This window comes from Streptomyces sp. NPDC090088 (assembly GCF_044747345.1).
Lineage (GTDB): Bacteria > Actinomycetota > Actinomycetes > Streptomycetales > Streptomycetaceae > Streptomyces.
In genome coordinates this window covers 210,312-223,100 of record NZ_JBIVDZ010000014.1, presented here as the reverse complement: position 1 = coordinate 223,100, position 12,789 = coordinate 210,312, and the positions used below count along the sequence as shown (strand labels likewise).

Sequence of the window (12,789 nt, the reverse complement as noted above, 5' to 3'; positions counted from 1 at the left end):
ATGAACATCCCCTTTCTGGGCAACAGGCACGGCCACACCGGTGACGTCCACCACACCGCGGACCCCGATCTCCTCGCCGAGTGCGAGCTGCTGCGCGCCCAGGCGGCCGAGGAGGGCGTCGCGCTCGACGACACCCCGGCCTCGCTGGAGGCCCTCGACCAGTTGCTGCCGCGCTGGCGGGACGACGAGGAGACCGTGGCCTGGCTCGGCACCGACGCCGGCCTCTATCTGGGCACCGTCCTGATCCGGACCGTGCCGGGTGCGGAGTGGGAGATCCGGGCGGACGGGGAGCCGGTCGTACGGCTGGCCTCCGGACGGGAGTTCGAGGTCGTCGGGTCCGGTCAGGACTGGGCGGCGAGCGGTGTTCCCGAGCTCTCCCAGCTCTACGCGGAGGTCGCCGAAGCCTGACCGCTGCCGTAAATACGGCTAATGCCCGAAAGGTGCGTGTCGTACGCCCGGTTCAGTCGTCGCTGGATAGTTTGCGGCAACCACGACACGGCTGAGAGTGGGTAGGGCTGCGGATGGCCGTCGATCCTCTGATCGAACTGCGGGACGTCAACAAGTACTACGGGGAGCTCCACGTCCTGAGGGACATCGCTCTCACCGTCGGCAAGGGCGAGGTGGTCGTCGTCATCGGCCCCTCGGGGTCGGGAAAGTCGACGCTGTGCCGGACGATCAACCGCCTGGAGGCCGTCGAGTCCGGGACGATCACCCTCGACGGGCAGCCGCTGCCCCAGGAGGGCAAGGCCCTCGCGCGGCTCCGTGCCGAGGTCGGCATGGTCTTCCAGTCCTTCAACCTGTTCGCCCACAAGACCGTCCTGCAGAACGTCTCCCTCGCCCAGATCAAGGTCCGCAAGCGCACGAAGGAACAGGCCGACCGGCGCTCGCGTGAACTCCTGGACCGGGTGGGCCTGTCGGCGCAGGCCGAGAAGTACCCCGCACAGCTCTCCGGCGGCCAGCAGCAGCGGGTGGCCATCGCCCGCGCCCTCGCCATGGAGCCCAAGGCCCTCCTCTTCGACGAGCCCACCTCCGCCCTCGACCCGGAGATGATCAACGAGGTCCTCGAAGTCATGCGGCAGCTCGCCCGGGACGGCATGACCATGGTCGTCGTCACCCACGAGATGGGCTTCGCCCGCTCCGCCGCCCACCGGGTCGTCTTCATGGCCGACGGCCGGATCGTGGAGGACCGCACCCCGGAGGAGTTCTTCACCAACCCGCGCAGCGAGCGCGCCAAGGACTTCCTGTCCAAGATCCTCAAGCACTGAGCGGGGAGCACCACCCATGGTCCGTACCACCCGTGTGCCCGCCGCCCAGACCAGGTCCACCGCCCGAGCCCGGTCCGTCGCGCGGGTCCTGCTCGCCGTGCTGCTGCTGGCAGCCGCCGGCCTCGCCGCCGGCGGCTGCGGCAAGGAGGGCAGCCCGCCGGGCAAGGGCCCCGCGGCCGACAGGCTTCCCCACTACGAGATCGCGCAGGACTTCCGGCTGCCCGACTCCCCGACCTGGACCCGGGCGAAGAAGCGCGGCTACTTCGTCGTCGGCGTCAAGGAGGACCAGCCCTACCTCGGCCAGAGGGACCCGGCCACCGGCGTCTACTCGGGCTTCGACATCGAGATCGCCCGGATGATGTCCGCCTCCCTCGGCCTCGACCCCCAGAAGATCCGCTTCCGGACCATCGCCTCCGCCAACCGCGAGACCGCCCTGCAGAACGGCCAGATCGACTACTACGTCGGCACCTACACCATCAACGACAACCGCAAGAAGCTCGTCGGCTTCGCCGGTCCCTACTACATGGCGGGCCAGTCCCTGCTCGTGCGCCGGGACGAGAACGACATCCACGGCCCCGAGGACCTCGCCGGCAGACGTGTCTGCTCGGCGGCCGGTTCGACGCCGTACCAGCGGATCAAGGCCGACTATCCGAAGGCGATCCTGGTCGCCTACGACACCTACTCCGTCTGCGTCGACAACCTGCTCACCTACCAGGTCGACGCCGTCACCACCGACGACGCCATCCTCATCGGCTACGCGGCGAAGGCCCCCGACGAACTCAAGGTCGTCGGCAGGCCCTTCTCGAAGGAGCCCTACGGCATCGGCGTCCCGCGCGACGACAACGCCCTGCGCTTCGCGATGGACGACGCCCTGGAGGCACGTGAGAAGAACGGCGACTGGAAGCGGGCCTACGAGGCGACGCTCGGCCTCTCCGGCGTACCGGCCCCGCAGCCGCCCCCGATCGACCGCTATCCCGCGAGCTGAGGGAGGACGGCATGAACGTACTGACCGACAACTTCCACACCTACGCCGAGGGTTTCCTCGGCACCGTCGAACTCACCGTCTACGCCTCGCTGCTGGCGCTGGTCCTCGGCTTCCTGATGGCCGCCTTCCGGGTCGCCCCGGTCGGCTCCCTGCGGATCTTCGGAACGGCCTGGGTCACCGTGCTCCGCAACACCCCGCTCACGCTCCTGTTCTTCGCGGTGCTGCTCGGCCTGCCCCGCTTCGGACTGGTGCTGCCCTTCAAGGTGTTCGCGGTCCTCGCCCTCGGCTGCTACACCTCCGCCTTCATCTGCGAAGCACTGCGCTCGGGCATCAACACCGTGCCCACGGGGCAGGGCGAGGCCGCCCGCAGCCTCGGCATGACCTTCGGGCAGACCCTCAACCTGGTGATCCTGCCGCAGGCGTTCCGGTCGGTGATCCCGCCGATCGGCTCCACGCTCATCGCGCTCGCCAAGAACTCCGCGATCGCGGGCGCGTTCAGCGTCACCGAACTCCTCGGCACCTACAAGACGTTGAGCGAGCTCGGCTACAACATCGTCTGGACCTTCGTCTGGATCGCCGTCGGCTACCTGATCATCACCCTCGCCATCAGCGGCCTCTTCCACGCGATGGAACGCACCTGGGGAGTCGCCCGATGACCGAGGCCGCCACCGCGCTCTACGACATCCCCGGCCCCCGCACCCGCAGGCGCCACCGGCTCTACGGCGCCCTGGCCACCGCCCTGCTCCTCGGCCTGCTCGCCTGGATCCTGTATCTCCTCTTCGACACCGGGCAGTTCACGTACACGAAGTGGATGCCCTTCGCGTACAAGGGGATCCAGGAACTCCTCCTGCGCGGCCTGGGCAACACCCTCAAGGCCTTCGCGATGGCGGCCGTCCTCTCCCTCGCCCTGGGCGGGCTGCTGGCCACCGGACGGCTGTCGGACCACCGCCCGGTCCGCTGGCTCGCCACCGTCGTCGTGGAGTTCTTCCGGGCGATGCCCGTCCTCGTGATGATCTTCTTCATCTTCGTGGCGCTGAAGGTCCAGCCGCTGCCCGCGCTGGTTGCCGGACTCACCCTCTACAACGGCTCGGTGCTCGCCGAGGTGTTCCGCTCCGGGGTGCTCAGTGTGGAACGCGGCCAGGGGGAGGCCGCGTTCGCGCTCGGCATGCGCAAGACCCAGGTCATGTCGTACGTCCTGGTGCCCCAGGCCGTCCGGGCCATGCTGCCGGCCATCATCAGCCAGCTCGTGGTGGCCCTGAAGGACACCTCGCTCGGCTATCTCATCACCTACGAGGAGTTCCTCCATGCCGGGAAACTGATCGCGTCGAACCTCGACTACGATTTGCCCTTCATCCCTGTGGTGATGGTGATCGCGCCGATCTACATCGGGATGTGCATGTTGCTCTCGTGGTTCGCCGGCTGGGTGGCCCGGCGGGAGCAGCGCAGTCCGCGGACCGAGGCCGTCGAGGTGGCCCCGGCCGAACCAGGGACGCTGTTGCCGTAGGGGGCAGCAGCCAGGGCCAGGCCCGGCCGGCGGCAGCCGGAGATCACTGCTCGCGCAGCGGGACGGACACGTACGACGGGTCGTCCACCGGCGAGGAGAAGGTCAGCTGCGCGCCGGACGGGTTGTGCTCGATGTAGAGCGGGTCCACCGTGTCGACCACCAGCGCGAGCCGGTGCCCGGCCGGCACGTCGTAGGCGGTGGAGAACAGGTCCAGGTCCACGTCGAACGCCTTGCCGGGCGTCCGGCCGTGCCAGGTGTACGGCGCGTGGGTGACCAGCTTGCCGAGGCCGAGCGGGCCCACGTCGTAGAGGTAGGCGACGAGGGTGCCGCTCTCCTTGGTCGGGGTGAGGGTGGTGTGCAACCGGGCGGTGCCGCGCACCCGCTGGGCGCCGGCGTACCGCTCGGACTGCCAGACGGCGGCCCAGCGGCGCGGCAGCAGCGGGATCGAGGCGACCGGCGGCAGCTGGGCGACCTGGTCGAGGATGCTGGACAGGAAGACGATCCCGCCGTCCGCGCCCGAGTCCACGTTCGCGTGGACGGTGGCCGTGCCCGCGAGGTCGATCTTCCGCCGGTCGGCGCCCACCGACTTCCAGTCCGGGTAGCCCTCGTAGCCGCCCGTGGAACGGGACTTGAGCTCCACCGGCTGCTCGCGGTCGATCCCGTTGTCCGCGCCCTTGAGGTAGTGGTCGAACCAGCGCTCGGTGTCCGTCCACACGTCGTTGGGCAGCCCGAACAGTCCGGTCAGCTCGGCGGTGGCGTGGTCGCCGGGGCGCAGCTCCAGCCGCTTGGGGCCGGTCAGCCTGCCGTAGAAGTCGGCGATCTGGTTGGGCGGGAAGATCGTGTCGCCCCAGGCGTTGGCGAGCATGATCGCCGCGCCGTTCTTGTTGATCTGGTCGACATAGGTGGCGGCGGATCGTTTCTTTCCCCAGTCGATCAGTTCCTGTTCGTTGGACAGGTCGGCGGCGAAGAAGTCCTTGAAGACCTGGCTGGTCTCCGCGCTCGGGCGGCCGGTGACCTGGCCGACGCCGTCGAGGAGGGCGGTCGCTTCGGAGTGTTCGGTGCGGCCCGAGTAGATCGAGTCGATCAGGTCGGCCCAGCCGCTGAGCGAGGCGACGGCCTTGATCCGCCGGTCGTGCGCGGCCGCGAGCAGGCTGATGCCGGCGCCGTACGACACGCCCGCCATGCCGATGTGCCCGGCGTCGGAGGGGGTGTTGGCGAGCGCCCAGTCGATCACCTTGGACGCGTCGGCGACATCGGGCGGCCCCGCCACCTCTATCCCGCCGCCGGACTGCCAGAAGCCCCGGACGTTGTAGGCCACCACCACATAGCCGGAGTCGGCCAGTTTCTGGGCCTGGGCCAGGTACTGGACCTGGGGGAAGCCCCAGCTCGTGGGCATGACGAGCAGCGGGTAGCGACGCGAGCCGTCGGCGCCCGCGGGCGTGACGACGTTCGCCTTGAGGGTCGTACCGCCGTCGCCGCCGATGTCGACGAACCGGACGCTGTTCTGGGCGGCCTGCGCGGCGGGGGTGAACCCGAGGACGCCTCCGGCGATCAGGGTCGCGGAGACGGCGCCCACGGCGGTCGTACGCAGGGCCTTGCGATGGGTTCCCACAGGTCACTCCCCGTATGTGTCAGAGCAAAGTGACCCGACGGTAACCGCGACCGCTTACTGCAAGTAACCCGTCGGTAAGTTACGTGCGGGTAAAGATTGTTGAAGGGTGCAGGTGTTCAGCCGGCGCGGTGCGAGGCGGGTGCGGGGTCGGTCGCGGCGGGCGGCAGCGGCGCCTGCGCGGCGCGGCTGACGTCCGAGACGAGTTCGACCACATCCGGGCCGTACGCCTGCGAGTTGACGACCTTGAGGAGCAGCACGAAGGTGTTCTTGCCGTGCTTGCGGGCGAGCCGCTCGTGGTTGCGGGCCAGGTAGCGGGTGGCCGCCTGGTTGGTGATCGCACGCTGCCCGCAGAAGAGGAACACCGGGCGGGCGTCGGGGCGTTGGCCGGCGGTGAGGCGGGCGAGGAGCACGTACTCCGTGATGCCCGGGTCCAGCCGGTAGCGCTCGGCGCCGATCTGGAAGGCGCCGCGGTCCGGACCCGGCTCCGGGTCCACGTTGACGCGCACACCGGGCAGCATCGCCGACATGTGGGCCAGCATCCGGCGGTTCGACCCCGGCCCGCCGACGCAGAACTCCGTGCGCTCGCCGAAGCCCTGCTGCACGTTGTCCTGGGTCACCATCTGCAGGTTCGCGCCGCAGTCCTTGATCAGCGCGGCCAGCTCCAGGAGCGCGAACACGTCGAAACGGTGGACCGCCGGTTCGGAGGTGGCCGGATCGCGGTTGACGACCAGCAGCGACTCAGAGTTCTCCGGCAGCCCGAAGAAGGCCTGCTTGCGGCGCAGCTTCCGCCGCCAGATGTAGGTGCGGGCCAGCCAGCCGAGGGCGGCGCTGATGCCGGCCGCCACCACACCGAGGACAATGTTGCGCAGGTCGTCATTCATGGGCGCGCATGCTAGCGGGCACAGGTGGCCGGAACGTACCCGTGTTCGAAGTGTGGCAGTCATATGACAGTGCCCTGAATGTGCCTGTCGGGGCCGTGGCCCCGCCGATACGCTGCGCGGACGTTCCGGAACTGGAGGTGCGGATGCGTCGCCCTGTCACGCGGAAACTGACGGTCCTGGCGGTCTCGGCCGCCGTGGTGTCGGTGGGAGCGGCAGCGCCGCCGGGCGCCTCCGGCGGGAGCGCGGTGACGAAGGTCCCGGTGGCCGTCGGCTACGGCGGTGCGGTCGCCAGCGTCGACGCGGACGCCTCCGCCGCCGGTATCGAGGTGCTGCGCAAGGGCGGTAACGCGGTCGACGCCGCCGTCGCCACCGCCGCCGCGCTCGGCGTCACCGAGCCGTACTCCTCCGGCATCGGCGGAGGCGGCTACTTCGTCTACTACGACGCCAAGTCCCGTACGGTGCACACGATCGACGGGCGGGAGACCGCGCCGCTGACCGCCGACTCGAACCTGTTCGTCGAGAACGGGCAGCCGCTCGCCTTCGCGGACGCCGTGAGCAGCGGGCTGAGCGTCGGTACGCCGGGGACACCGGCCACCTGGCAGACGGCGCTGAACCAGTGGGGGAGCGAGCGGCTTTCCACCGTGCTGAAGCCGGCCGAGCGGATCGCCCGCAACGGGTTCACCGTCGACGACACCTTCCGGACGCAGACCGCCGCGAACGAGACACGGTTCCGGTACTTCCCGGACACCGCGAAGCTGTTCCTGCCGGGCGGGCAGCTGCCGGTGGTCGGGTCCACCTTCAAGAACCCCGATCTCGCCCGTACGTACCAGGAGTTGGGGAAGAAGGGGACCGGGGACGTCTACCGGGGAGGCCTCGGCAAGGACATCCTCTCGACGGTCAACAACCCGCCGGTGGACCCGGCTTCGGGGTGGAAGGCACGCGCGGGCAAGCTGTCCGCGAAGGATCTGGCCGCCTACCGGGCCAAGTCGCAGGCGCCGACCGAGACGTCGTACCGCGGGCTGAAGGTGTACTCGATCGCGCCGTCGTCGTCAGGCGGCACGACGGTCGGGGAGGCCCTCAACATCCTGGAGAACACCGACCTCTCCAAGGCCAGTGAGGTGCAGTACCTGCACCACTTCATCGAGGCGAGCCGGATCTCCTTCGCCGACCGCGGACGGTGGGTCGGTGACCCCGCGTTCGAGGACGTGCCGACGAAGGGGCTGCTGTCCCAGCGGTACGCCGACGAGCGGGCGGCACTCATCCACGACGACTCGGTGCTGACCAGCCCGGTCGCGCCGGGTGACCCCAACGACCCGGGCTCCACGGGGACGCCGGCGCCGACCACGTACGAGGGCGAGAACACGACGCACCTCACGGTCGCCGACAAGTGGGGGAACGTCGTCTCCTACACGCTGACCATCGAGCAGACCGGCGGCAGCGCGATCACCGTGCCGGGGCGGGGGTTCCTGCTCAACAACGAGCTGACCGACTTCTCGTTCGCCCCGGCGAACCCCGCGGTGCACGACCCGAACCTGCCCGGGCCCGGGAAGCGGCCGCGGTCCTCCATCTCGCCGACGATCGTGCTGGACAAGGCGAACAAGCCGGTGGTCGCGGTGGGGTCGCCCGGCGGGGCGACCATCATCACCACCGTGCTGCAGGTGCTGACCGAGTTCATCGACCGGCATCTGCCGTTGGTGGACGCGATCGCGGCGCCGCGGGCGTCGCAGCGGAACGCGGCGAAGACGGAGCTGGAGCCGGCGCTGTACAACGACCCCGAGCTGAGAGGGAAGTTGGAGGCGATCGGACATGTGTTCTCGCTGAATCCGGAGATCGGTGCGGCTACTGGGGTGCAGCGGTTGCCGGGTGGGAAGTGGCTGGCGGCTGCGGAGACTGTGCGGCGGGGTGGGGGCTCGGCTCAGGTGGTGGACCCTGCGCCGTAGTTGCCGACCGCGGGTGCGTGGGGGCTGGTCGCGCAGTTCCCCGCGCCACTAAAGGGGCGCTTTCGCGGGCCGGAATTCCAGGTGGCCGTTGGCTTCGTCCACAGTCACCTCGGTGCCCTCGGTGATCGTGCCGTCCAGGAGGAGACGCGACAGCTGGTTGTCGACCTCCCGCTGGATGGTGCGGCGCAGGGGGCGGGCGCCGTACTCCGGTTGGTAGCCGTGTTCCGCGAGCCAGTTGACCGCGGGGTCGGTGAAGTGGGCGGTGATGCCCTGGGCGTGGAGCATGCGGCGGGTGTGTTCCAGGAGGAGTTCGGTGATCTGGCGGAGTTGTTCGCCGGTGAGCTGGCGGAAGACGACGATCTCGTCGATGCGGTTGAGGAACTCCGGGCGGAAGTGGTCGCGGAGCGGGCGCAGGACCTGCTCGCGGCGGGCCTCCTCGGTGGCCTCCTCGCCGCCCGGACCGAAGCCGATGCCGGCGCCGCGGCGGTTGATCACGTCCGAGCCGAGGTTGCTGGTCATCACGATGACCGTGTTGGTGAAGTCCACGGTGCGGCCCTGGGAGTCGGTGAGGCGGCCGTCGTCCAGGACCTGGAGCAGGATGTTGAAGACGTCCGGGTGGGCCTTCTCGACCTCGTCGAGGAGGAGCAGTGAGTAGGGGTGGCGGCGGACGACCTCGGTGAGCTGGCCGGCCTCCTCGTGGCCGACGTAGCCGGGCGGGGCGCCGACCAGGCGGGAGACCGTGTGGCGCTCCTGGTACTCGCTCATGTCGAGGCGGACCATCCGGTCCTCGCTGCCGAACAGGACCTCGGCGAGCGCGCGGGCCAGTTCGGTCTTGCCGACGCCGGTCGGGCCGAGGAAGAGGAAGCTGCCGATCGGGCGGTGGGGGCTGGCGAGCCCGGCGCGGGAGCGCAGGACCGCCTCGGAGACGGCGGCGACCGCCTCGTCCTGGCCGATGACCCGGTGGTGCAGATGCGCCTCCAGGCCGAGCAGGCGCTCCTTCTCCTCCTGGGTGAGGCTGCTGACTGGGATGCCGGTCTGGCGGGACACCACCTCGGCGATCGCCTCGGCCGTCACCTCCAGGTGCTGGCCCTCGTCGGCCTCGTCCTCGCCGGAGACCTCGGTGATGCGGGTCTTCAACTCGGTGATGCGATCCCGGAGTTGGGTGGCCCGTTCGTACTGTTCGTCGGCGACCGCCTGGTCCTTGTCCCTGGTCACCTGTTCGATCTCGCGTTCCATCGCCCGGACGTCGCTGCCCTTGGTGCGGGCGCCGAGCCGGACGCGGGCGCCCGCCTGGTCGATGAGGTCGATCGCCTTGTCGGGCAGCCGGCGGTCGGTGAGGTAGCGGTCGGAGAGTTCCACGGCGGCGACCAGGGCCTCGTCGGTGTAGCGGACCTGGTGGTGGGCCTCGTAGCGGTCGCGCAGGCCGCGCAGGATCTCGATGGCGTCCGGGACCGTCGGCTCGGGCACCAGGATCGGCTGGAAGCGGCGGGCCAGCGCCGCGTCCTTCTCGATCTTGCGGAACTCCTCCAGGGTGGTCGCGCCCACGATGTGCAGCTCGCCGCGGGCGAGGGCCGGCTTGAGGATGTTGCCCGCGTCCATCGCCCCGCCCTCACCGCCGCCTCCGGCGCCGACCACGGTGTGCAGCTCGTCGATGAAGACGATCAGCTGGTCGGAGTGGGCGCGGATCTCGTTGACGATGGTGGTCAGGCGCTCCTCGAAGTCGCCCCGGAAGCGGGTGCCCGCGACCACGCCCGGCAGGTCGAGGGCGACGACCCGGCGGCACGACAGCACCTCCGGCACGTCCCCGTCGGCGATCCGCTGGGCCAGGCCCTCGACGATCGCGGTCTTGCCGACGCCCGCGTCACCGATCAGCACGGGGTTGTTCTTGCCGCGCCGGGAGAGCACCTCGATGGTCTGCTCGATCTCGTCGTCGCGGCCGATGACCGGGTCGATCCGGCCCTGCCCGGCCTGCTCGGTCAGATCGCGGCCGTACTTGTCGAGGGTGGGCGTGTTCGTACGGCGCCGGGTGTCCGGGCCGGTGAGGGAACGGTCGGTCTCCGTGGCGTCCGCGGGCAGGCCGGCGGCGGCGAACCGGGCGGCGTTCAGGATGTGCCCGGCGGCCGAGTCGGGGTTCGCGGCGAGCGCGCCCAGGACGTGCTCGGGGCCGATGTACCCGGTGCCGCTGGCCCGCGCCAGGTCGTGCGCGTCCAGCAGGGCCCGCTTCACGGCGGGGGTGAGCGCGAGCGAGGTCGGCGGGGGTGCCTCGCCGGGCGGGTGCTGGACCGGGCCCGCGCGGTCGTCGATCTCCGTCGCCAGCGAGTCGGGATCGGCGCCGGACCTGCTGAGCAGGGAACGGGTGGGCTCGGCCGTGAGGGCCGCGCGCAGCAGGTGTTCGGTGTCCAGGTCGCGGCTGCCGTGTTCGGCGGCGTACTGGGCGGCGCCCCGGACCAGCTCCCGCGCGGGCTGGCTGAGCAGCCTGCCGATGTCGATCTGGCGGGGACCCTGGCGTGCGCCGCCCTCGCCGAAGAAGCGGGCGAGGAACTCGCCGAAGGGGTCCTGTCCGTTGTCGCCCGGTCCGGGGTAGCCGCTGGTCATGAGCGTTCGTTCCGTTCCGGCGTCCCGGCGCCTTGGGGGACGCGCTCGCTGGTCGACGGGCCGGCCCACGCGGGTGCCCCGGCAGGGCCCGGTCACACCACCTTCGCACGCCCGCCGTAGGCGGGCACGTCCAGCGGTTCGGGCGGCGGACCGACGGAAAGGACGGCGTCGGCCTGGGCGGCCAGCTGGGGATCGTGGGTGATCAGGAAGGTGGTGCGGGACGCCATGAGCCGGCGCAGCGGCTCCATCACCCGGCGCGCGGACTCGGCGTCCAGGCCGGTCGTGGGCTCGTCCAGGACGAGGACCGGGGTGTCGCGGACCAGCGCCCGGGCGATGGCCACCCGCCGCTGCTGGCCGCCGGACAGCTGCCGCCCGCCGGGGCCCACCGGAGTGTCGTAGCCGTAGGCGAGATGCCTGACGAAGCCGTCCACGTCGGCGGCCGCGGCCGCGCGCAGCACGCTCCGCTCGTCGGCGCCGGGACGGCCGTAGGCGATGTTCTCGCGGATGGTGCCGTCCAGGAGCATGGGGTCCTGCGGTACGAGGGTGACCAGCTCGCGCAGCCTGCGCAGCGGCAGGCCGGTGATGTCCCGGCCGTCCAGGAGGATGCGGCCCTCGGTGGGGTCGTAGAAGCGCAGCAGGAGCTTCGCCAGCGTGGACTTGCCCGAGCCGCTGGGGCCGTCGATCAGGACCAGCTGCCCCGGGTGGGCGGTGAAGCCGAGGCCGGTGACGATCCGCCGGTCGCCGCCGGGGTAGGTGAAGCCGACGTTGTCCAGGGTCACCACGCCGGGGCCGGTGCCGTACGCGGGTCGCGCCTCGCTCTGCGCACGGGGGCTCCGGGTGACGGCGGGGCGGGTGTCCAGCACCTCGAAGAGGCGCTCGCAGGCCGCGGTGGCGGCGGAGACGCTCACGGCGAGGCCGCCGAGCGCCTGCACCTGCGGGTAGAGGTAGCCGAGGTAGGCGGCGAAGGCCAGCAGCCCGCCGACCGTCAGCCGGCCCGCCGCGATCTCCCAGGCGCCGACGCCGACCACGGCGAGCACGGACACCGACTCGACGGCGTTCGCGAGGGGCAGATAGGCGTTGGCCAGCCGGGCCCGGGCCAGGCTGCTGCGCATCCGGGCGGCACCGCGCCGGTGCACCCGGTCGCGCTCGGTGTCCTGCCGGTTGTACGCCTGGACGACGGGCATGTTCGCGAGGTTCTCGTCGAGCGCGTCGACCAGTTCCCCGTACCGGTCGCGTTCCGTGCGCGACAGGGTTCTGATCGGCCGGGAGAGCCGGCGCGTGGCCAGCCACAGCACCGGGGCCGCCGCGAAGGTGAGCAGGGCCAGCTCCCAGCGCAGCCACAGCGCGGCGCCCGCGAAGAAGAGCAGGCTGACGACGGTGTTGAGCAGCTGCACCGGGCCCGAGGCGACCACGTGCTCCGCCTCGTCGATGTCCCCGGTGAACCGGGCCAGCAGGTCACCCGGCGGATTGTTCTCGTAGTAGTGCGGGGGCAGCCGCTGCGCGTGCTGGAACACCTCGTCACGGCAGCGCAGCCGGAAACCCTCCTCGGCCCGGCTGGTCAGCTGATGGGCGGCGAACGTCACGGCGGCGCCCAGCAGGGCCACCGCGAGCCATAACGCGGCCGGCCTCCAGAATTTCGTCGGCTCGGCCGAGGTGAGTACCTCGTCGGTGAGATAGGAGAAAACCTGAATGGCCGCCGTATCGCATCCGACGGATATCGTCTGGCAGGCCACGGCGGTCCAGAGATGAATTCTTTCCGGCCGGGTGAGCGGCCACAGTCTGCGAAATGCGGTGACCGGGGAGATTTTCGCGTGCCGCCGGAACATCGCTTTCCTCCCGCCCCGATTGGGCCCGGGCGCGGACCGGCGAAGGAGGGCATCCCTCCGCCGGTCCGGCTGCCACGGGTGGTGTTACGTCACGAGATCAGCGGCCGGCGGTATTCGGCCGGGGCGGCCGCTGGCCCTGGGGCGGAGGCGGCGGAGGTACCGGGCGCCGCCGCGTGGGCCG

The 12,789-nt window shown here is 70.8% G+C and carries 10 protein-coding genes; 6 read left to right on the top strand and 4 right to left on the bottom strand.

The window, feature by feature from the left end; genetic code table 11:
• The 5 genes from ACIPSJ_RS48905 to ACIPSJ_RS48885 all read left to right on the top strand — a co-directional run bounded on the left by ACIPSJ_RS48905 (window position 1) and on the right by ACIPSJ_RS48885 (window position 3,754).
• Window positions 1-408, top strand: coding sequence for a DUF6278 family protein (locus ACIPSJ_RS48905; protein ID WP_355721905.1), 408 nt, complete (start codon window positions 1-3; stop codon window positions 406-408).
• Between the two features lie 113 nt (window positions 409-521).
• Window positions 522-1,265, top strand: a complete 744-nt coding sequence (locus ACIPSJ_RS48900; protein WP_401356298.1) for an amino acid ABC transporter ATP-binding protein — start codon at window positions 522-524, stop codon at window positions 1,263-1,265.
• 16 nt (window positions 1,266-1,281) lie between these two features.
• The gene (locus ACIPSJ_RS48895; RefSeq protein WP_359225870.1) at window positions 1,282-2,250 is read left to right on the top strand and encodes a glutamate ABC transporter substrate-binding protein; all 969 of its coding nucleotides are present in this window, start codon (window positions 1,282-1,284) and stop codon (window positions 2,248-2,250) included.
• Between the two features lie 11 nt (window positions 2,251-2,261).
• Entirely contained in the window at window positions 2,262-2,906 is a 645-nt protein-coding gene (locus ACIPSJ_RS48890; protein ID WP_359225872.1) for an amino acid ABC transporter permease, read from the top strand.
• Window positions 2,903-3,754, top strand: coding sequence for an amino acid ABC transporter permease (locus ACIPSJ_RS48885; protein ID WP_359225874.1), 852 nt, complete (start codon window positions 2,903-2,905; stop codon window positions 3,752-3,754). Before ACIPSJ_RS48890 ends, ACIPSJ_RS48885 begins: the two co-directional genes overlap by 4 nt.
• 43 nt (window positions 3,755-3,797) lie before the next feature.
• Here ACIPSJ_RS48885 and ACIPSJ_RS48880 read toward each other — a convergent pair whose 3' ends face one another.
• Window positions 3,798-5,366 (bottom strand): CocE/NonD family hydrolase, encoded by a 1,569-nt coding sequence (locus ACIPSJ_RS48880; protein ID WP_401356295.1) that lies wholly within the window; start codon window positions 5,364-5,366, stop codon window positions 3,798-3,800.
• 116 nt (window positions 5,367-5,482) lie between these two features.
• A complete protein-coding gene (locus tag ACIPSJ_RS48875; RefSeq protein WP_359225878.1) occupies window positions 5,483-6,247 on the bottom strand; it encodes a hypothetical protein in 765 nt (254 codons plus the stop codon).
• 143 nt (window positions 6,248-6,390) lie between these two features.
• Here ACIPSJ_RS48875 and ggt point away from each other — a divergent pair, with 143 nt between their 5' ends.
• A complete protein-coding gene (ggt, locus tag ACIPSJ_RS48870) occupies window positions 6,391-8,187 on the top strand; it encodes a gamma-glutamyltransferase (protein WP_401356293.1) in 1,797 nt (598 codons plus the stop codon).
• A gap of 48 nt (window positions 8,188-8,235) precedes the next feature.
• Here the strand turns inward: ggt and ACIPSJ_RS48865 are convergent, their stop codons facing one another.
• Window positions 8,236-10,782 carry an ATP-dependent Clp protease ATP-binding subunit gene (locus tag ACIPSJ_RS48865; protein WP_401356291.1) on the bottom strand — a complete coding sequence of 849 codons (2,547 nt, stop codon included), beginning with the start codon at window positions 10,780-10,782 and terminating at the stop codon, window positions 8,236-8,238.
• A 92-nt stretch (window positions 10,783-10,874) separates the two neighbouring features.
• Window positions 10,875-12,515, bottom strand: a complete 1,641-nt coding sequence (locus tag ACIPSJ_RS48860; RefSeq protein WP_401356288.1) for an ABC transporter ATP-binding protein — start codon at window positions 12,513-12,515, stop codon at window positions 10,875-10,877.
• Between the last annotated feature and the right edge of the window lie 274 nt (window positions 12,516-12,789).

Bases quoted from the DNA above. Each gene is read 5' to 3' on its own strand.
- ACIPSJ_RS48905 (WP_355721905.1), top strand. From the start codon at position 1: ATGAACATCCCCTTTCTGGGCAACAGGCACGGCCACACCGGTGACGTC.
- ACIPSJ_RS48900 (WP_401356298.1), top strand. From the start codon at position 522: ATGGCCGTCGATCCTCTGATCGAACTGCGGGACGTCAACAAGTACTAC.
- ACIPSJ_RS48895 (WP_359225870.1), top strand. From the start codon at position 1,282: ATGGTCCGTACCACCCGTGTGCCCGCCGCCCAGACCAGGTCCACCGCC.
- ACIPSJ_RS48890 (WP_359225872.1), top strand. From the start codon at position 2,262: ATGAACGTACTGACCGACAACTTCCACACCTACGCCGAGGGTTTCCTC.
- ACIPSJ_RS48885 (WP_359225874.1), top strand. From the start codon at position 2,903: ATGACCGAGGCCGCCACCGCGCTCTACGACATCCCCGGCCCCCGCACC.
- ACIPSJ_RS48875 (WP_359225878.1), bottom strand. From the start codon at position 6,247: ATGAATGACGACCTGCGCAACATTGTCCTCGGTGTGGTGGCGGCCGGC.
- ggt (WP_401356293.1), top strand. From the start codon at position 6,391: ATGCGTCGCCCTGTCACGCGGAAACTGACGGTCCTGGCGGTCTCGGCC.
- ACIPSJ_RS48865 (WP_401356291.1), bottom strand. From the start codon at position 10,782: ATGACCAGCGGCTACCCCGGACCGGGCGACAACGGACAGGACCCCTTC.